This is a genomic window from Alteromonas portus, from assembly GCF_005117025.1.
In the GTDB taxonomy this organism is placed as follows: Bacteria; Pseudomonadota; Gammaproteobacteria; order Enterobacterales; family Alteromonadaceae; genus Alteromonas; species Alteromonas portus.
Map to the genome: position 1 here is coordinate 1 of NZ_SWCO01000002.1, position 18,167 is coordinate 18,167.

19 protein-coding genes and 3 tRNA genes are annotated in these 18,167 nt (G+C 43.9%); 11 read left to right on the forward strand and 11 right to left on the reverse strand.

Features of this window, described 5'->3' with window-relative positions; translation table 11 throughout:
• The first annotated feature begins 5 nt into the window (after positions 1-5).
• The 7 genes from E5672_RS04070 (at position 6) to dusC (ending at position 3,570) form a co-directional block, all read left to right on the forward strand.
• Positions 6-81 (forward strand) — tRNA-Glu (locus E5672_RS04070).
• Between the two features lie 151 nt (positions 82-232).
• Positions 233-308 (forward strand) — tRNA-Glu (locus E5672_RS04075).
• 151 nt (positions 309-459) lie between these two features.
• A tRNA-Glu gene (locus E5672_RS04080) sits at positions 460-535 on the forward strand.
• A 450-nt stretch (positions 536-985) separates the two neighbouring features.
• A complete protein-coding gene (locus tag E5672_RS04085) occupies positions 986-1,891 on the forward strand; it encodes a M14 family metallopeptidase (protein ID WP_136781055.1) in 906 nt (301 codons plus the stop codon).
• 59 nt (positions 1,892-1,950) lie between these two features.
• On the forward strand, positions 1,951-2,157 hold the full coding sequence (locus E5672_RS04090; RefSeq protein ID WP_240692158.1) for a hypothetical protein: 207 nt from the start codon (positions 1,951-1,953) through the stop codon (positions 2,155-2,157).
• A gap of 12 nt (positions 2,158-2,169) precedes the next feature.
• Positions 2,170-2,358 (forward strand): DUF1289 domain-containing protein, encoded by a 189-nt coding sequence (locus E5672_RS04095; protein ID WP_136781056.1) that lies wholly within the window; start codon positions 2,170-2,172, stop codon positions 2,356-2,358.
• Positions 2,359-2,631: 273 nt separating this feature from the next.
• On the forward strand, positions 2,632-3,570 hold the full coding sequence (gene dusC, locus E5672_RS04100; protein ID WP_136781057.1) for a tRNA dihydrouridine(16) synthase DusC: 939 nt from the start codon (positions 2,632-2,634) through the stop codon (positions 3,568-3,570).
• Positions 3,571-3,599: 29 nt separating this feature from the next.
• On the opposite strand, the gene E5672_RS04105 is transcribed toward dusC, so the two are convergent.
• From E5672_RS04105 to E5672_RS04115, 3 genes are all read right to left on the reverse strand, one after another.
• Positions 3,600-4,574: a transposase gene (locus E5672_RS04105; protein WP_136781058.1), complete on the reverse strand. Its 975-nt coding sequence runs from the start codon at positions 4,572-4,574 to the stop codon at positions 3,600-3,602.
• A 331-nt stretch (positions 4,575-4,905) separates the two neighbouring features.
• The gene (locus E5672_RS04110) at positions 4,906-5,088 is read right to left on the reverse strand and encodes a hypothetical protein (RefSeq protein ID WP_136781059.1); all 183 of its coding nucleotides are present in this window, start codon (positions 5,086-5,088) and stop codon (positions 4,906-4,908) included.
• Positions 5,089-5,133: 45 nt separating this feature from the next.
• On the reverse strand, positions 5,134-5,790 hold the full coding sequence (locus E5672_RS04115) for an arylesterase (protein ID WP_136781060.1): 657 nt from the start codon (positions 5,788-5,790) through the stop codon (positions 5,134-5,136).
• Positions 5,791-5,806: 16 nt separating this feature from the next.
• Between E5672_RS04115 and E5672_RS04120 the strand changes: the two genes are divergently transcribed.
• Positions 5,807-6,505 (forward strand): ABC transporter ATP-binding protein, encoded by a 699-nt coding sequence (locus tag E5672_RS04120; protein WP_136781061.1) that lies wholly within the window; start codon positions 5,807-5,809, stop codon positions 6,503-6,505.
• Positions 6,506-9,028: an ABC transporter permease gene (locus E5672_RS04125; protein ID WP_136781062.1), complete on the forward strand. Its 2,523-nt coding sequence runs from the start codon at positions 6,506-6,508 to the stop codon at positions 9,026-9,028.
• Between the two features lie 271 nt (positions 9,029-9,299).
• Here the strand turns inward: E5672_RS04125 and E5672_RS04130 are convergent, their stop codons facing one another.
• Together E5672_RS04130 and folX are read right to left on the reverse strand one after the other, a co-directional pair.
• On the reverse strand, positions 9,300-10,196 hold the full coding sequence (locus E5672_RS04130) for a TIGR01777 family oxidoreductase (protein WP_136781063.1): 897 nt from the start codon (positions 10,194-10,196) through the stop codon (positions 9,300-9,302).
• 21 nt (positions 10,197-10,217) lie between these two features.
• Positions 10,218-10,586 carry a dihydroneopterin triphosphate 2'-epimerase gene (gene folX / locus E5672_RS04135; RefSeq protein WP_014997900.1) on the reverse strand — a complete coding sequence of 123 codons (369 nt, stop codon included), beginning with the start codon at positions 10,584-10,586 and terminating at the stop codon, positions 10,218-10,220.
• A gap of 73 nt (positions 10,587-10,659) precedes the next feature.
• Here folX and E5672_RS04140 point away from each other — a divergent pair, with 73 nt between their 5' ends.
• Complete coding sequence (locus E5672_RS04140; protein ID WP_136781064.1) at positions 10,660-11,700, forward strand: AI-2E family transporter; 1,041 nt, start codon at positions 10,660-10,662, stop codon at positions 11,698-11,700.
• A 457-nt stretch (positions 11,701-12,157) separates the two neighbouring features.
• On the opposite strand, the gene E5672_RS04145 is transcribed toward E5672_RS04140, so the two are convergent.
• Genes E5672_RS04145 through E5672_RS04155 form a run of 3 tightly spaced genes read right to left on the reverse strand, consistent with a single transcriptional unit; the run spans position 12,158 to position 14,431 of the window.
• Positions 12,158-13,489: an ATP-binding protein gene (locus tag E5672_RS04145; RefSeq protein ID WP_136781065.1), complete on the reverse strand. Its 1,332-nt coding sequence runs from the start codon at positions 13,487-13,489 to the stop codon at positions 12,158-12,160.
• Positions 13,486-14,160 carry a response regulator transcription factor gene (locus tag E5672_RS04150; RefSeq protein WP_136781066.1) on the reverse strand — a complete coding sequence of 225 codons (675 nt, stop codon included), beginning with the start codon at positions 14,158-14,160 and terminating at the stop codon, positions 13,486-13,488. Before E5672_RS04150 ends, E5672_RS04145 begins: the two co-directional genes overlap by 4 nt.
• A 1-nt stretch (position 14,161) precedes the next feature.
• A complete protein-coding gene (locus E5672_RS04155; protein WP_136781067.1) occupies positions 14,162-14,431 on the reverse strand; it encodes a PepSY domain-containing protein in 270 nt (89 codons plus the stop codon).
• Between the two features lie 638 nt (positions 14,432-15,069).
• On the opposite strand from E5672_RS04155, the gene E5672_RS04160 reads away from it, so the two are divergent.
• Positions 15,070-15,534, forward strand: coding sequence for a pyridoxamine 5'-phosphate oxidase family protein (locus tag E5672_RS04160; RefSeq protein WP_136781068.1), 465 nt, complete (start codon positions 15,070-15,072; stop codon positions 15,532-15,534).
• Between the two features lie 330 nt (positions 15,535-15,864).
• Here E5672_RS04160 and E5672_RS04165 read toward each other — a convergent pair whose 3' ends face one another.
• The 3 genes from E5672_RS04165 to trpB are packed head-to-tail and all read right to left on the reverse strand — an operon-like array spanning position 15,865 to position 18,159.
• Positions 15,865-16,164 carry a YciI family protein gene (locus E5672_RS04165; protein WP_039225734.1) on the reverse strand — a complete coding sequence of 100 codons (300 nt, stop codon included), beginning with the start codon at positions 16,162-16,164 and terminating at the stop codon, positions 15,865-15,867.
• A 4-nt stretch (positions 16,165-16,168) separates the two neighbouring features.
• Entirely contained in the window at positions 16,169-16,978 is an 810-nt protein-coding gene (gene trpA, locus E5672_RS04170) for a tryptophan synthase subunit alpha (RefSeq protein WP_136781069.1), read from the reverse strand.
• Complete coding sequence (gene trpB, locus E5672_RS04175) at positions 16,978-18,159, reverse strand: tryptophan synthase subunit beta (protein ID WP_014976090.1); 1,182 nt, start codon at positions 18,157-18,159, stop codon at positions 16,978-16,980. Before trpB ends, trpA begins: the two co-directional genes overlap by 1 nt.
• Positions 18,160-18,167 lie beyond the last annotated feature (8 nt).

Here is an 18,167-nt window from a genome sequence, read left to right on the forward strand (position 1 = left end):
ATTCAGTCCCCTTCGTCTAGAGGCCTAGGACACCGCCCTTTCACGGCGGTAACAGGGGTTCGAATCCCCTAGGGGACGCCATTTTATCGCGTCACAGTCGATTAAAACTGTGAAATAGGCTGGAGTTGACTATTCAACTTCTGACTGAAAGTTTCGGTAAGGATAAGTTCGGTTTACGCTGTTTTATTCTTACAGAAATTTGGTGAAGTACATCTTCACTAGAAGATTTTCAGTCCCCTTCGTCTAGAGGCCTAGGACACCGCCCTTTCACGGCGGTAACAGGGGTTCGAATCCCCTAGGGGACGCCATTTTATCGCGTCACAGTCGATTAAAACTGTGAAATAGGCTGGAGTTGACTATTCAACTTCTGACTGAAAGTTTCGGTAAGGATAAGTTCGGTTTACGCTGTCTTACACTTACAGAAATTTAGTGAAGTACATCTTCACTAGAAGATTTTCAGTCCCCTTCGTCTAGAGGCCTAGGACACCGCCCTTTCACGGCGGTAACAGGGGTTCGAATCCCCTAGGGGACGCCATATCGAAAAAACCAGCCATCCGGCTGGTTTTTTTGTTTCTAGCTTAAAGCACTGTGGACAGTCACTCCTTCGTTTACATCTCCACTCAGCGCTCAGTGGACAGACACCCTTCTTGCTTTCGGTAACAGTGCTCAGTGGACAGACACTTCAATTAAACCTTTAAGTAAGCAAATTCAAAGCATTAAAAAAAGCTTCTGTGAGTCTAAATTGTAGCCTGAGTTGGACAGGCACTCTTCTTACCTTCGGTAACACACTAACCTATTAAGCCTTATTCCGTTTTTTGTCAGCATTAGCAATACTTCTTAGAGGCCCTTAACGCCATCAGATTAATGCTATTCTGGGGTTTGATGCGTAAAGAACTCATGTCACAACTAATTAAGAATCTCCAATAGAATAGATACGAAAGCTTATTGACCTGATATGATCTCTCAAATAAAAAAGAGGTGTTATATGCAGAATTATTCAATTGGAACTCCAGGTGAACCGTGGGGTGAAGAAGAAAAAGCCCAATGGAAAGCACAGCAGACTGTGAAAAGAAGTTATCAGGAAGAAGTACTTAATAAACTTTTCAACATAATCCCTGAAGGTTTTGAATTAAAGCAGTACGGCGCGCTTCCTTACGATACAGCGCGTTACCCACTCTATGTTGTCGTACCCAAGAGTTTTGACGCTGAAAAGCCGTCTGCACTCGTTACGGGCGGAGTTCATGGCTACGAAACCAGTGGTGTGCAAGGAGCGCTTCAATTTATTGAAACAAAGCTGGTTAAGTACGCCGAGCAAGTAAATATAGTTGTCGTGCCATGTGTAAGTCCCTGGGGCTACGAAACCATAAATCGATGGAATCCGCTGGCGTTAGATCCAAATCGCTCATTTTACAGTGATTCTCCTGCACCAGAGTCTGCTCAGCTTATGCAATTAGTATCTGATTTAGCGTTATCTTTTACGCTTCATATTGATTTGCATGAAACGACAGATACCGACAATAGTGAGTTTAGACCAGCACTGGCTGCGCGGGATGGGGTGACCCATGATAACTGGAACATTCCAGATGGCTTCTATACAGTTGCTAATACTCTAAGCCCCCAAATAGAGTTTCAAAAAGCAGTTATTGAAGCCGTGAAAACAGTAACGCATATCGCGCCTGCCGATGAAAACGGAAAGATTATCGGTGCAGATGTGGTGAGTGAAGGTGTAATTTGCTACGACAAGAAGGCGTTGTATCTTTGTGGAGGTATGACAGATGCTAAGTATGTCACAACTACAGAAGTCTATCCTGATAGTAATAACGCGACACCCGAAAACTGTAACGATGCTCAGGTGGCCGCAATTTGCGCTGCACTCGATTATTTCAAATAGACGCTTGAACGTTTAGACGTCTAGATGTATATTTGAGCCTCTTTTTTAGGAGGCTCTTTGTGTTTACTTATTCTGCGGTTATTTACGACGGTAAAAAGCAAAATTTAGTGAGATATGACTGTGGGACAGACACTGAGTTTTCCTCATATCTTGAAGCGCGCTTTGGTTGTCACGTTTGTTTGTGGTCTAACAAAGAGCTGTCTGAAACTACAATGTCGGCTATCTCGGCTTCGCAAGAACAAAGTAAAGAAAAGCGGTTTGGATAAAACAAAAGCTTTATGAACTTAATATCTCCATGTGTTGCCACGTGCAAATTGACCGAAGAAGACATTTGCATTGGGTGTAAACGTACGATTGAAGAAATTATAAATTGGCGGACATACACAGATAATCAAAAAAAGGCAGTATTGGTTCGCCTTGAAAATTTAGAAAAGGAAGCCGCTAGCCAGTCACAGCTTCGTAAATAGGCTAAATGCGGATTTCTACCAAAATTTCTCTATAAACGGACAGACACACAAGCTTTCTCCATTCGTACAAAATTAGAAGCCAGCATCATTCTCACATTAATTAAAGTGTTCAGCGGACAGACACTTACTAAATTTAAACCGCTGCAATTTAAAACCACCTTAAATAGACAGCCACAGAAGTTGAAAAACTAAGTATCAAATCCTGGCTGATATAAGTGCTTTTTGCTAAACTCCCGCGCCGATTTTGTGTTCTATTAAACTGAGATTTTTGCAATGAAAGTAATGCTTGCCCCTATGGAGGGCGTTGTCGACCACTTAATGAGAGATATGCTCACTCGCGTGGGTGGTTTCGATCAGTGCGTTACTGAATTTGTAAGAGTGGTCGATCAAAAGTTACCAAAGAAAACGTTTTTTAGACTTTGCCCTGAGCTTCACAATGGCGGCAAAACTCCGTCAGGAGTGCCTGTCCGAGTTCAATTATTAGGGCAACATCCACAGTGGCTTGCAGAGAATGCACAAACAGCGATAGAGCTGGGTTCTCCTGGTGTTGACCTAAATTTTGGTTGCCCTGCTAAAACAGTTAATAAGAGTAAGGGCGGGGCGGTGTTGTTGAAAGAGACCCAAACCCTTTACGACATTGTGAAAGCTGTAAGGGACGCTGTTCCAGCAGAAATTCCAGTTTCAGCCAAAATCAGACTAGGTTTTGAAGACAAGTCTTTAGCTATCGAGAATGCTATAGCTATCACTGAAGCGGGCGCATCTGAGCTTGTTGTTCATGCGCGGACCAAAACGGAGGGATATAAACCACCGGCTTATTGGGACTGGATAGCGAAGATAAAGCAACACACCGATATTCCACTTGTTGCAAATGGTGAAATTTGGAACGCTGAAGACGCTAAGCGTTGTCAGAGCCAATCAGAGTGTACCAACCTGATGATAGGAAGAGGTGCATTGGCAATGCCTAATCTGGCGCTGAGTATTAAAGAGGGCGTAGCACCTATGCCATGGTCTGAACTTGCTGCGTTGCTAATTCAGTACTCTGGTTATGAAATTTTTGGTGACAAGGGCAAATATTACCCCAATCGAATTAAGCAATGGTGCGGCTATCTGAAAAGACAATACCCTGAAGCAGAAGTTCTGTTCAACGACATAAGGCGCCTTACAAAATCTCAGGACATTGTTGATGTACTTGCACGCCAAGCCGATATTTAGCAAAGTGCTTTTGCAATGGAGTTAGAGGTTCACGACAGATACCTTTGAGCATTTGCAACGTTTGGACGACATGTTCTTTCGCAGCATCTGGCGAAATTCTCCATCATCTCTGGACAACCGACTGGCCCAGTAAAAAGTGTTTCAAAATTACTGGTTACTAGCTGCCAGTTCTCTTTTGTCATTCCAAGCTTACTTAGCAAGCGGTTAGGAAGCTTTGGGACTTTGCAGGTATCGTTATTATTCTCCGCATTCATCGTATCAGTAATAAGCTGTAAATAGTCGGTAAATGCGAAGGGCAACGGCACGGTGTTCTTGTAGTGACTATCGCTAAAAGGCATCAAAAACTTAGGCGTTTTATTCGAGCGCTTGGCATTCAACCGATATTGGATACTAGTATGGTGAGAGTTGCTTAGCGTTGTCGCTATTTTTGCTCGAATGGGATTTAAATCGACGTAAGCCATTACACTGGCCAGTGCTTTCTCATCGAGTATAGCTTGTGACTTGAACCTTCTTTCCCAGAAATAGCCTTTACATTCATCTTCCTTGTTTGCTCTTCGAGCAATGTATTCATTGAGCATACGCATAAACCAGCTAATGCTTTGAAGTCGCTCTCGATATATAACAGATAGTGATTTTAATTCTGCTAGCTCATCTAACGTTACAGAATCAAAGTTTTCTAAATATCGCTGCACTACGGGCGGGCATTTATAGAACATCCTCCACCGAAGCAAGACCTCATCCATCGTCCAGCCTTCAGCTCTGCCTTTTGCTATATGCAATACCACATGAATGTGATTGTGCATAACAGCGTATGCGCACAAGTCGATGGCAAAAGCCTGCGATAGCTTATGGAGCCTATCTTGAATCCACTTCCTTCTATGCTCGTAGTTAATACCAGTGCGAGCATCGCGACCACAGAGGTAAGATTGTCTCACGCAGCGAGAAATACAGTGGTAATAAGGCGTGACATCGGTGTTTATCTGTTTGTAACGAGGTAAAGGCATGTCCGTATCCCATAGTTATTTATTAGCATTATGAGATTTACGACGTCAATTTTAAGTGGTCTTTGGGACAGTTTTAGGGACGGTTATTTTTCATGAGTGCTCTTTCGATCAAATCTCAGAACTGGCAATCGTGGACAGACACTCGAATTTCATAACGGATAGACGTCAATCGTTAAGTCAATTTGACCCAAAATAGAAAGGACAGACACCCTTATTCACCGGGTGTCTGTCCTTTCTAATTTCCTTATTGCAAAAACGCCTCTACTAGCTAGAGGACTAAGCAAAAGTACCAACGAGTGTCTGTCCCTAACAATTTAATTCAAAGGGCAAATTATACAAACACGTCGACCCTAGAGCCCACACGTCCATAGTTATTGCTTGAGGTCTGTTGTGTGCTCTGGGGCTGAGTCTCGCGACTTTCTTGCACATTACGCGGCTCAACCTGCTGAGTAGGTCGCTGTGGCGACTCTAAAACTGTGGAAACGGGTGACGAATTAACAGCGGAAACGTCCATAAACAAACCTCGTATTTAAAAAACCACTCAATAAGATTAGCACAATTATTGAGCGCTAAGAATTAAACTTCTTAAGTGTCTGTCCATAAAACTAGCGATCAAAGGCTGTGCCTCAGCATTTGGATGAATACCATCGTTTTGCATTAAGTCCTTATTTAGCGCTATCTCTTCAAGAAAAAAGGGGATTTTTTGCACGTCCTGAGCTTCCGCTACTTTATTGAAGTTTTGAGTAAACATCTGTGTGTAGCGTTTGCCGTAATTAGAAGGAATTTGCATTTCTTGCAGAAAAACTACGGCGTTACTTTCCTTTGCAACACTGACGAGAGAATCTAAATTATCCCGAATCTTACCGATATTATGGCCCTGAAGGCCGTCATTACCGCCCAGTTCAATCAATACATGGGTAGGGTTGTGTTGCTCTAGTAAACGGGGAAATCGCGCTAAACCACCGTCAGTGGTCTCTCCGCTTACCGCAGCATTTACAATATCAATCGGAATGTTGTCGTCTTGCCACATCTTTTGTAACAAACTGACCCAACCCTCATGTTGCTGTAATCCATAAGCCGCGGATAAACTGTCACCTAAGATAAGTAAAACCGCATTTTCGCTTGTGTCGCTCTGCTCAGCTTGATCTGATAGCGCTTGAAAGGGTATTAAAAGAATAAGTAAAAAAGCGAACAAATAACGAAATTTAACAAACACGAATTGATGACCTCTTATGATAAAAGCTAATGCTGTAACCAAAGTAGTGGATACGAGTGAAGGTTCACTGCAGATCCTTCGTCCTATTTCTTTTGAAGTCAAGTCTGGTGAGTCCGTTGCCATTATTGGCGCGTCAGGCTCGGGTAAGTCAACCCTTTTGGGCTTGTTGGCAGGGCTTGACCAAGTTACAGAAGGGGAGATTTTCTTAGACGGTGAAGCACTTCACAGCATGAATGAAGAAGAGCGCGCGATTTTAAGAGGAAATAAAGTAGGCTTTATTTTTCAGAGCTTTATGTTAGTTCAAAGCTTAACAGCCTTGGAAAATGTGATGCTACCGGCAGAAATTGCAGGGCTTGATAACCCGAAGGCACTAGCTTTGGATATTCTAGAGCAAGTCGGTTTGAAACATCGCGCACATCACTTCCCTAATCAGTTGTCGGGGGGCGAGCAGCAGCGCGTTGCCATAGCGCGAGCATTTATTACCTCTCCCAAAATTCTTTTCGCCGATGAGCCTACCGGCAACCTAGATGCAAAAAATAGTGAAAAAATTGAAGCACTGTTGTTCGAGATGAATAGAGAAAAAGGCACAACTCTCGTACTCGTAACTCATGATAACGAGCTTGCGGAACATTGTGACAGGCAACTCACTATGAATGCTGGAAAACTCATTGAAACAACCGGCGCAAACACAATGAATAAAAAAGAGGCGGTTTAGATGTCGACGTCTTTTAATTTAGCTTGGCGGCTTTTCAAGCATGAGGCTAGACGTGGTGAACTGACCATTATATTGCTGGCTATTGTGTTATCTGTAGCTGCCGTGTTGTCGCTCTCGCTTTTTAGTGAGCGCTTGCAAGGTGCACTCAAGTCTCGCTCTGCTGCGTTTATTGCAGCAGATGCTCAGCTTCGCTCAGATGACCCTATAAACGAGGAATGGTTGGCTAGAGCCCAAGAAGAGGGCCTTAGGACGGCAAAACAGGTAGCAACACGTTCAATGGTATTTAAAGGCGACGATATGTCGCTTGTTGATTTACGAGCCGTGAATGACGCTTATCCACTGAAAGGGACAGTCAATATTACCGACCAGCCTTTTGGAGAAAAACGCAATACTGCAGAATTACCTCAGTCTGGGGAAGCATGGGTACAGTCTCGGCTTTTTCAGAGCTTGGGGCTTTCTATTGGCGATAGTATCGAAATTGGCGACGGCACTTTTACCGTTACGCATGTACTGGTAGATATTCCAGATGCTGGCTTCAGCGTGTTTAATACCGACCCTATCGCGCTGATTAACTTAGATGATTTGGAAAAAACTGCGATAACAGGGCCAGGGAGTCGCGCTCGTTATGTGGGCTTTTTTGCCGGTGCTGTGGGTGATTTAGAAAGTTTCAATACCTGGTTATTGCCCCAATTAAATGACGATTTACACTTGTGGCGGACAGTCGAAGATGACGAGTCAGCGATAGGACGTTCTGTCGCAAGTGCTGAGCGCTATTTTCTGTTAGCGAGTTTGTTAGCAATAGTATTAGCGGCGGTTTCCATTGCCGTTGCAGCCCAGCGTTATGCTCAACGTCACTTTGACCCTGTGGCAATAATGAAGACCTTGGGAGCAACAAGCAGCACTATCCGAAAAGTCTATTTATTCCAAATTATATTTATCACTGGGCTCGGTATCTTTATCGGCCTCGTTATTGGTTTTATCGGTCAGCAAGTGGTGGTTTCACTTGTAGCGGATAGGGTAGATGTATCTCTTGATGTGTGGCATTGGCGCCCGCTTTTAATCGCCGTTGCTACAGGCGCTACGTGTGCATTGCTCTTTTCCTTATATCCGCTGTTGCAGCTATTTTCAGTTCCTCCGCTTCGCGTATTAAGAAAGGACATATCAGCGAATTTACGTTCCAGAAGTATTCAGTTCGTGGCTTCAGGTGGTGCGATATTTTTATTGATGTGGATGTATAGCCGCGATTTAAAAATTAGCGCTATTCTTTTCGTTTCCGGCGCTGCGCTGGTGCTCGGATTACTTGGTGCTACGTATATCTTAATTGCAGTAGGTCGCAAGCTGGGCAGTGGAAGAATGGGGGCGTGGCAGTTGGCATGGGCACGTATTAAGCGACGTGCGATGGACAACAGCGTGCAGCTTATTAGCTTCTCCGTCACCATTATGTTGCTTTTAGTGGTGCTGGTAATGCGCAACGATATGGTTTCGCAATGGCGCTCGCAATTGCCAGAAGGTACACCGAATTACTTCTTAATTAACATTACGCCGGATATTCAACCCGAATTGGACAGACACTTCGCTGACAATGGCGTAAAAATCGAAGAGTTTTACCCTGTCATTCGAGGTCGATTTGTTTCGGTAAATGGAGAAGGGGTAAACACCGAGGTTTCTAAAGAAGATGAGCCGAATCGAGAAGGGCGGAGAGGTTTAGGCAGAGAAGCAAACCTAACTTGGAGCAACACGCTTCAAAAAGAAAACGAGGTCATTGACGGGAACTGGCATGGCGATGAGGATAAACAATACAGCGAAGGATGGTTTCCGGTTTCTGTTGAAGAAGGCGTTGCAGAAAGGTTAAACATTAAAATGGGCGATCGGCTTGCTTTTAATGTGGGCAGCGAGATTGTCGAAACGAAAGTAACCAGTATCCGTACGGTGAACTGGCAAACCATGCAGCCTAATTTCTTCTTCGTTATTCATCCCGAGGCGATGGCTGCATTTAGCCCAACTTATATTACTAGTTTTTACCTTCCTACGGAGAGAAAGGCTGAGTTAACCAACCTACTTAAGCCGTTTGCATCAATAACTATGTTCGACGTTGATGCTCGAATTAATCAGTTGCGAGAGATTGTTGATCAGGTGTCTGTTGCCGTTGAATTTATTTTGGTGCTGGTATTGTTAGCGGGCAGTCTGGTATTGATTGCACAAGTACAGGCGAGCATGGATGAACGCAGACAGGAAATAGCCATACTTCGAACACTCGGTGCCAAGGGGGCGTTGATAAGAAAAAGTGTTATTTTTGAGTTTGTTATTATTGGTGTAGTAGCAGGCTTTATGGCAGCAATGGCCAATGAGTTGAGCCTTTATTTACTTCAAACTTCTGTATTCCAAATGGAAGCAAGCTTACACCCTGAATACTGGGCAATAGCGCCAAGCGTTGGTGCTATCGTTGTAGGCATGTTAGGTGCGTTTGGATGCTGGCGTTTGCTTACGCTTAATACCGGTCAGATGCTGCGGAACATGGTTTAGGTATTCTTGCGTTAGTTTAAAATGCGCTTTAATACAAAACGGACAGGCACTCGGTTAAGTGCCGTTTAGATTAAGGGCAGTGGACAGTCACTCAATTCAAATGAGTGTCTGTCCACTGTATATTTCACAGCAAAGTTCGCTAATTACGAAAGAGTGATTTTCGCTAAGAGCTTGAGAAGAATAAATTTGGACACACACTTGCTTAGCAATTCAAGTGTGTGTCCACATAAGTGTCTGTCCACAAGGCACATAACGAATTTCAGTAATTCAACTATGCGCGATATATTTCTCTTAGCGCCTCGTCGATAGAAGGGAATTCAAAACTGAAGCCGGCGGTAGTAAGCTTTTGAGGAATGACTCTTTGCCCCTCAAGTATCATCGTCGACGATTCGCCCATTGCTACTTTCATAACAAAGCCCGGGACATTGAAGAGGCAAGGTCGGTTAAGTGATTTTGCGAGCGCTTTAGAGAACTCCTTGTTCGTGACAGGCTCCGGTGCCGTTAAATTAAATGCACCAGAACATGCGCTATTCTCGAGCAAGAATGAGATAGCTCGGACCATATCTTGTAAGTGGATCCAAGCTAAGTACTGACTTCCACTCCCAAGTGTACCTCCGGCCCCCAATTTAAACGGTAGTGCCATTTTCCCTAACGCTCCGCCTTTTTCGGTGAGAACTACACCAGTTCGAAGCGTTACTACACGTGTCTTAGCTAGATCTACACTTTGGGCAATAGTCTCCCATTTAGCGCACAGTTCATGGGTAAACTCGTTATGAGGAGGAGTTTCTTCAGTTACAAGTTTGTCTCCTTGATTGCCGTAGTAACCAATCGCGGAGCCCGATAAGAAAACAGGCGGAGGCGCATCACAACTATTTATTTTTGAGACTAGCTCAGAAGTGATGTCCCAGCGGCTATCACAAATTATTTTCTTTTGAGTGTCTGTCCATCGCTTATCGGCGATAGGCTCACCAGCCAAATTAATTACCGCGTCGAAATTCTCGAAATTTTCTATCGAAGAAACGCTCTCGACTATTTTGACATTATCCCCCAATCTGCTTTTTGCCTTTACAGCGTTGCGAGAAATCACCGTGAACTCATGTTCATGTGAATATTGCCGAATAAACTCGCTACCAATCAGTCCTGTACCGCCAGTCAAAAGAATGTTCACAATTAACTCCTTGAGGTATGTCTACCCCGACTTATTGCATGATAGCGTTAGGGATACTGAATCAGAGAATCTAAGGGCATGTGGCTTATCGACCTCAACCTCAGCGTAACGCACCGAAGAGTGCTCTGCGGCAATACTTAGCACATCGGCGGTAAGTTTTTCTAGAAGAGAAAAACGGTTGTCCTCCACGAGTTTGATGATCGCCTTTGTAATCGTTTTGTAGTTAAGTGCATCACTCATATCGTCGGTGTTCGTCGCTTTTTCAGCGTCGTAATCAATTTTCACGTTAACAACAACGTCCTGCTTGTTTTTTATTTCATCTTCATTGATGCCAATGTACGTGCGTAGTCTTAGGTTTTTAATTTTAATAGTGGCAAGATTAAAGTTCATTGAAGTCTCTTGTTTGTAGTTGTTTATAAGTCGTTGTAAAGTGTTGTCGTTTCAGTCAGGAATGTAGCACAAAATGTCAATGGAACTACGCTCGCCAACAGCAAAAATTCTAATCGTTTTAGCATGTTTAGTAGTGGTAATGGCTGGTATTAAAGCCGCCAGTACGATCATGGTACCGTTTTTTCTCTCTATTTTTATAGCGATCGCGTGTAGCCCAATAATACGTTGGACTTCGAAATTTGGCGTGCCTAAATGGCTCTCTATAACTTTTGTTATACTGCTTATCGTTGTTTTTGGTTTTCTTTTAGCTGGCTTAGTTGGCCAGTCTATGACCGAGTTTCGAGAAAATTTGCCAGAATATAGAAGTAAGCTTGATACAGAGTTTGCCTGGGTTGTGTCCAAATTGGCTGAATTTAATATTCACATCAATAGAGAGTTAATCGCTTCGCACCTTGATCCAGCAACGGCTATGTCTGTAGCAACAAATTTCATCAGCGGAATGGGCGGCGTACTTTCAAACCTCTTCCTTATTCTTCTTACTGTCATTTTTATGCTTTTTGAAGCAGACAGTATTCCCCGCCGGTTGCATATTGCCCTTGCCGATCCTGGAATGAAACTACAGCATATCGACAGATTTATTCGTTCTGTGAACAGTTACTTAGCGATAAAAACTGTGGTCAGCTTAGGAACAGGTTTGATTATTGGTATTTGGCTGTATGTGATGGGAGTAGATCACTTCATGCTTTGGGCTGTGTTGGCGTTTATGCTCAACTTTATTCCTAACATTGGCTCAATTATCGCTGCTGTGCCCGCAGTGTTGATAGCCTTTGTTCAACTTGGGCCTGCCTCAGCAGGTTTTGCAGCGCTTGGCTTTGTGCTTGTTAATACCATCATGGGTAATATGGTGGAACCTCGATTGATGGGTAAGGGCATGGGGCTCTCTACGCTCGTGGTATTCCTTTCGTTAATATTTTGGGGGTGGCTGCTAGGCACCGTTGGAATGTTGCTATCAGTTCCGTTAACCATGGTGGTAAAGATAGCTCTAGAGTCTCGCGAGGAGAGCAAGTGGCTTGCGGTGCTGTTATCGAGTGAAGGTGAGAAGTCTGCGTCGTAACTTAGTGTAAGTAGAAGTGGACAGGCACTTATTGAAAGTCGATAGCGGAAGTAGAAAGTGGACAGACACTTGTTTGAAAGTAGAAAGTGGACAGACACTCAACTGTTTTAGCGTAATTCTTCGAAAGACTGCACTCAAGCTAGATAAAAGCGACTGTCTGCTTCTACCTGTACAGTTTTTACGCCCGAAAAAGAAAGGTTAAAAGGCGACAGACACTCAACCCATTTTAAAACAGAATTTTCTCATTGGTTTCAAGCTAAACAGCCAATTGAGAATGTGTCTGTCTGCCCCAAACTTTTGTGTAAATTTAAGTGTGTGTCCACTTTTCCACTTTTCCACTTTCCATACGCACCAAATCATTGTGTGAACTCAAGTGTCTGTCCGCTTTCATAACTCAGTAATTAAAAGCTCAAAGTTTCAACGACCATTCTCAAACTTCGTTGTACTTTTTAAAGCCTTATTCGTGATTGGGAAATTGAATTACGATACAAGCACCGCCAAGCGTGCTGTCTTCGATAAGCATTCTACCTTCATATATCGAAACTAAATCGGCAGCCAACGCCATGCCAATTCCATGGCCTTCTGTATAGGTATCGAGGCGAGTTCCTCTTTCTAACAAAAGCACCTTTTTGTCGTCAGGAATACCTGGGCCGTCGTCTTCTACTTTAATTGTTAGCCAACCAGCACTTTTCGTCACTGATACGATAATCTTATTGTTCGCCGCCTTGCATGCATTGTCTAAAAGGTTGCCACAAAGCTCCATGAAGTCGGTCTCGTCCCCTTTAAACTGAGTGTCTTCATCCATTTCTAACTCAATGGTAAGGGCTTTATCTTGGTAGACCTTGTCCATCGCATCGGCGAGTTTGTGCAAAACGGGTAATATATCGATAGCGTGTTGCCAACCAGATTTACCTGCACTTGCTCTTTTCAACTGACGCTTAATTATTCTGTCAATTTGTTGTAGTGCTTCGTTTACCTCAGCGGGTAAATCATTAGTGCCCGATGCCACCGCCAAGGGCGTTTTCAAACTATGTGCTAAGTCTCCCAAGCTATTTTTATATCTCGCCCTTTGAGCGGCCTCTGTGTGTAGTAACCCGTTAATAGATTGTTTTAAAGAATCAAATTCAACCGGGTATCGAGCTTCCAACTGGCGTTTATGCCCGCTTGAGGTTTGTGAAATTTCGTCAATTAACTTCCTAACGGGAAGAAGAACCAAGCTAATCCCAATAATGATAAAGACTAAGAGCGCTATACAAAGCGTGAAAATCCATTGCCACGTTGTGTCTAAAAAGGTCTTTCGCTCTGCTTCAAAGAGTGCTTTATTGTTAAATATATAAAACCGAACAGGCTCGAAGTCTCTACTTGAAGCAAATTCTGCGGTGAAGGCGTACACAAAAAACTGGGAGTCCTTTTCAAAACTAGGCGTATAAGACTCAAGAAATAACTCGTTACCGACTGAGACGTCTATCTGAGGTGGTACAAAGGTATATTCTAGAGCGGAGGCTGATTGCCAAATAACTTCGTCTCGAAACACTATGACGCCAAGATAGCCTGACCCCGGAAGGTTTAACTGCTCTTCATATAAAATTTCAGGCATGTAAGGCAGGTCGCCATCTAACTCGAAAGCCGATAACAGACCTAAGTTCATTAACCTGAGTTCACTCATCTTGGCTTGCGTGAGGCTATCAGTATAAGCCTCGTCTAGAATGACAACAGTAAAAGGCGCAAATAATGCTAGAAGCACAATCGCTAAAAAGATACTCCGAAGACGAAGCGACAACTGCCTCATAAACTTCTATTGATCCTGTAGCCTCTACCTCGAAGGGTTTCGATTGGTTTTAACTCACCGGTCGGGTCCAGCTTTTTCCGCAGTCTTCCCACGAAAACTTCAATAACATTACTATCTAAATCAAAATCTTGGTCGTAAATGTGCTCGGTTAGCTCTGTTTTTGAGATGACCTTTTGCGGGTTAAGCATCAGGTACTCCATGACTTTGTATTCGTAAGCTGTTAGGTCCAGAGCTTGACCATCCAACGATAGCTCTTCACTAACGGTATCCAGCGAGATTGGTCCGAACTGAATGGTCGGGTTCGCTTGTCCTGAAGCTCGTCGAATTAGCGCTTTTGTTCGAGCAAGTAATTCTTCATTATGAAAGGGCTTGGTGAGATAGTCGTCGGCACCAGCATCGAGGCCTTCTACTTTCTCTTGCCATCTATCTCTTGCTGTTAAGATAAGTATAGGGCAAGAAATATCAGCTTGACGGGCTTTTCGTATAACCTCAAATCCGTCTAACTTTGGCATGCCGATGTCGACAATAGCCAGGTCATAGCTATATTCTTTAATGAGAAAAAGCGCGTGCTCACCATTATCTGCGAGGTCTACGCTATAGCCATTTTGCTGAAGAAGCGCGTCAAGTTGGGTTAATAATCTGCTATCGTCTTCGGCTACGAGGATACGCATGTTAGTCCTTATCTTTACTTTTTTTCACCTTGCCTGAACGCTTGTCTACATCTACTGACACTACTCGCCCAGACTTTTTGAGTACTTTTACCCGGTAGTTTTTTGAGGTTTGTTCAACTTTTAAGACACGGCCATTCTCAGAAGCGCGCGCGCGCTCTGCAGCTTCGCTTTTTGATATATCGCCACCAGAGTCTTGCAACGCCAATGCTGGCGTAGTGTTAGATAAAGCTAACACTAAACAAACTACTGCAACACGAAGCGATAATGCCATACAACCTCACAATTATTATCCCACACAGGCCAAACTACAGATAATTATAACTTGGTTAACTGAACCCATTCTGAACTGGGTTTAGTCTACCTTGCGGAGCAAAAGCTGTATATAAGCCTTAAGTAAATGGCATTGACGAAAGAGCAAATATTGTGGACAGACACTTAATTGCAATGATGACGCAAGTCAAAATTAGAGTGTCTGTCCACAATCTATTTAAAGGCCTCATGTGACGAATATAGTCTAGCGCTCTCGCTACTATGACATATTGAGTAATCTTTACTCTTACTTTGAAAATGTGTCTGTCCGCTTTGTTGCGCTTTGCTGATTTGTAACTACGTGAGCAATATCTACGATGTTGTCGAGTGACTATCCACAGTTCCCTTTACATAGTTCTTACAGACCATGGGAATATATGAGTGTCTGTCCAAACCTGTACCTGCCTCGCGTTGGGTGAAAAATCTAACGTTTCTTAATAGCTTTTTTTGCAAGGGAATTCGGCGATATGGTTTTTTTGGCATGTCATGTGCGATGCATAGGCTTTAGATGAGTTAATAAAATGAAAATAAGGTGTTTTGTTCAACTACTCGATTCAATAGTAACGTCGGACAGACACTTATTTTCGACAAGGAGGAGCTATGTCTAGCGATATTAAGAAAACAATGTGGAAAGCGATGTCAGATAGTCCAAAAGTCATGGTAAGTCTGGTTGGTGAGGATATGCATGCCGAGCCTATGTACGCCCAGCTTGATAAAGACGCTGATAGTGAGTTTTGGTTTTACACTAGTCGAGACAACCGCATCGCGAAAGGTGGAAAAGCCATGGTTCACTTTGCATCTAAAGGTCACGATGTATTTGCTTGCATTCAAGGCAACCTCACTGTTGAATCACGTAAAGAGGTGATTGATAAATACTGGTCTAATCCAGTAGAAGCATGGTTCGAGAAAGGTAAAGATGATCCTTCTTTATTAATGCTTCGCTTTGAACTTATAGATGCAGAAGTGTGGGATGCAGATCCTTCGCTAAAAGGCATGTTTAAAATGCTCACTGGTAAAACGGTGAAGCCAGAAGAGATGGGTGAGCATGAAAAGGTCGATCTTTAAACGCAGCATTTAGGCCAGTTTTGTGACGAAGCATTGAGGCGTTGGGGCACTTTCTCAGAGGAGCGAGTGTCTGTCCACAAGGGATTGTTATTGCGATTGTTGGCTGATTAATAAGTGACTGTCCATTATCCCAAGTGAAGCTTGGCGAACAATTACGAGTGTGTGTCCTCATTAGACTGGCAAATGAGTGTCTGTCCACACTAGTTTAATAAATAAGTGTTAGCTTCATTACTGTTGAAGCAACAAAAAAGCCCCTTAAAACCGGAGCTATTCGATCTTAAGGGGCTTTCGTTATTTATCGCAGTTTGTTACTTAGAGTTTAGCTAAAAACTAAGGCAGAACCTTTTTGTAAGGTTTAACAACAACACTTTCGTAAACACCAGCTTCGATGTACGGATCAGCGTCTGCCCATGCTTGAGCAGCTTCTAGTGAATCAAACTCTGCTACTACTAGCGAACCAGTAAATCCGGCTGGACCAGGGTCTGGGCTATCTACAGCAGGGAAGGGGCCTGCCATAACTAAACGGCCCGCATCTTTTAATGCATTCAGGCGTTCAAGGTGAGCAGGTCGCGCCGCTAGGCGTTTTTCTAGACTGTCCGCCACATCGGTTGCACAAATCATATATAGCATGCGCTTATCCTTTCACAGTAGCTGCTTTCATGCTTTCAACAAAGCTGCCGAGCTCACTTAGCATTTTGTGACTGTCCGATAAATTGGCAGCGATGATGTTCACCGTCGCCGAGCCTGAAATTGCGCCAGCGGCACCTGCGTCAATAGCAGATTTAACCTGTTCCGGTGTAGAAATACCAAAGCCTAACAATGCTGGTGCTGCTTTGTGTTTGTTCAAGCGCTCAATAAGCTCTGAAGCAGGCACGTTTGCGGCAGTTTCTGCGCCAGTAACACCCGCACGACCCAGCAAATACGTGTAACCTTTCGAGTATTCCCCGATTTTTTCCATGGTTTCGTCAGTAGCATTAGGTGGTGCAATCAGAATTTGTGAAATGCCAGTGGCTTCGGCTGCTTTTTGAAAAGGTGCCGCTTCGCGAATAGGAACGTCAGCGACCAAGATTGAGTCAACGCCTGCCTCTTGCGCTTTATTGTAAAAATTTTCGATGCCTTGGGCCATTACCAAGTTGCTATAAAGTAGCAAGCCGATAGGCACCTCTGGGTATTTTGCGCGAACCCGTGAAATAACACCCAAGCAATCCGCTACCGTTACTTTACTCTCCAAAGCGCGAATGGCAGAAGCTTGTATTGTGGGACCATCAGCAATGGGGTCAGAGTAAGGTATACCTAACTCAAGTGCGTCAGCACCGCTTTCTACCAGCTGACAAATAATGGCTTCAGATTGCGCTAAATCGGGGTCACCTACCATTACAAAAGGTACGAAAGCGCCTTGGTTCTTTTCATCAAGACCGGCGAACATTTGTGCATATCTATCCATTATAAATCGTCCCCTAAAATGTTGATAACGTGCGCTAAATCTTTGTCGCCACGACCTGATAAGTTAACTACGATGATGGTTTCTTCTTCCGCTTCATCTGCCATATTAAGCGCGTGCGCTAAGGCATGCGACGATTCAAGGGCAGGAATAATACCTTCTTTTCTTGCAAGCAATTGGAATGCGTTCAGCGCTTCTTCGTCTGTAGCGGCCACGTATTCCGCTCGGCCAATATCGTGAAGGTAAGCATGCTGAGGGCCAACAGCAGGGTAGTCCAGACCAGCAGATACTGAGTAGCTCTCTTCAATCTGACCTTCTTTGTCTTGCATAATGAAGGTGTATGCGCCGTGAAGAATACCTTTTGTACCCGTCACGATAGTTGCGCCGTGCTCTTTGGTGTGCACACCTTTACCCGCAGGCTCAACGCCAACTAGGCGCACAGAAGGCTCATCAATAAAGTCTGCAAACATACCGATAGCATTTGAGCCTCCGCCCACACATGCTACTACGGCGTCAGGTAAGCGACCTTCTTTTTCCATAATTTGTGCGCGAGTCTCTTCGCCAATCATGCGGTGATATTCACGAACAATAGTCGGGAACGGATGTGGGCCCGCGGCTGTGCCTAACAAATAGTGCGCTTTATCATAGTTTGCTGACCAGTCGCGCATGGCTTCGTTTACGGCATCTTTAAGGGTACCTGAGCCTGCGTTTACAGGAATAACCTCTGCGCCCATAAGCTTCATTCGGAACACGTTTGGCGCTTGACGCTCAACATCTTTCGCACCCATATAAATACGTGCTTTAAGCCCTAACAATGCACATGCTAACGCGGTGGCAACACCATGTTGGCCCGCGCCTGTTTCGGCGATAACTTCTTTTTTACCCATACGCTTAGTCAGCAGCGCTTGGCCTAACACCTGGTTAGTTTTGTGTGCACCACCGTGTAATAGGTCTTCACGCTTTAGGTATAATTTTACCTTTGGGTTACTTACCAGATTGCGAGTTAACGTCATTGATGTGGGGCGACCGGCATAATCCTTTAACAGAGATAAAAACTCTTCGTTAAATGTTGGGTCGTCCTTGGCATCTAAAAATGCTTTTTCCAGTTGGTCTAGTGCTGGAATAAGTAGCTCGGGCACGTACATGCCACCAAATTCACCAAATTTTGTATCTAACTGGTTCATTACGTTGT

What these genes read in the sequence shown, in the direction of transcription:
- E5672_RS04085 (WP_136781055.1), top strand. Translation starts at nt 986, where the DNA reads ATGCAGAATTATTCAATTGGAACTCCAGGTGAACCGTGGGGTGAAGAA.
- E5672_RS04095 (WP_136781056.1), top strand. Translation starts at nt 2,170, where the DNA reads ATGAACTTAATATCTCCATGTGTTGCCACGTGCAAATTGACCGAAGAA.
- dusC (WP_136781057.1), top strand. Translation starts at nt 2,632, where the DNA reads ATGAAAGTAATGCTTGCCCCTATGGAGGGCGTTGTCGACCACTTAATG.
- E5672_RS04105 (WP_136781058.1), bottom strand. Translation starts at nt 4,574, where the DNA reads ATGCCTTTACCTCGTTACAAACAGATAAACACCGATGTCACGCCTTAT.
- E5672_RS04110 (WP_136781059.1), bottom strand. Translation starts at nt 5,088, where the DNA reads ATGGACGTTTCCGCTGTTAATTCGTCACCCGTTTCCACAGTTTTAGAG.
- E5672_RS04120 (WP_136781061.1), top strand. Translation starts at nt 5,807, where the DNA reads ATGATAAAAGCTAATGCTGTAACCAAAGTAGTGGATACGAGTGAAGGT.
- E5672_RS04125 (WP_136781062.1), top strand. Translation starts at nt 6,506, where the DNA reads ATGTCGACGTCTTTTAATTTAGCTTGGCGGCTTTTCAAGCATGAGGCT.
- folX (WP_014997900.1), bottom strand. Translation starts at nt 10,586, where the DNA reads ATGAACTTTAATCTTGCCACTATTAAAATTAAAAACCTAAGACTACGC.
- E5672_RS04140 (WP_136781064.1), top strand. Translation starts at nt 10,660, where the DNA reads ATGTCAATGGAACTACGCTCGCCAACAGCAAAAATTCTAATCGTTTTA.
- E5672_RS04145 (WP_136781065.1), bottom strand. Translation starts at nt 13,489, where the DNA reads ATGAGGCAGTTGTCGCTTCGTCTTCGGAGTATCTTTTTAGCGATTGTG.
- E5672_RS04150 (WP_136781066.1), bottom strand. Translation starts at nt 14,160, where the DNA reads ATGCGTATCCTCGTAGCCGAAGACGATAGCAGATTATTAACCCAACTT.
- E5672_RS04155 (WP_136781067.1), bottom strand. Translation starts at nt 14,431, where the DNA reads ATGGCATTATCGCTTCGTGTTGCAGTAGTTTGTTTAGTGTTAGCTTTA.
- E5672_RS04160 (WP_136781068.1), top strand. Translation starts at nt 15,070, where the DNA reads ATGTCTAGCGATATTAAGAAAACAATGTGGAAAGCGATGTCAGATAGT.
- E5672_RS04165 (WP_039225734.1), bottom strand. Translation starts at nt 16,164, where the DNA reads ATGCTATATATGATTTGTGCAACCGATGTGGCGGACAGTCTAGAAAAA.
- trpA (WP_136781069.1), bottom strand. Translation starts at nt 16,978, where the DNA reads ATGGATAGATATGCACAAATGTTCGCCGGTCTTGATGAAAAGAACCAA.
- trpB (WP_014976090.1), bottom strand. Translation starts at nt 18,159, where the DNA reads ATGAACCAGTTAGATACAAAATTTGGTGAATTTGGTGGCATGTACGTG.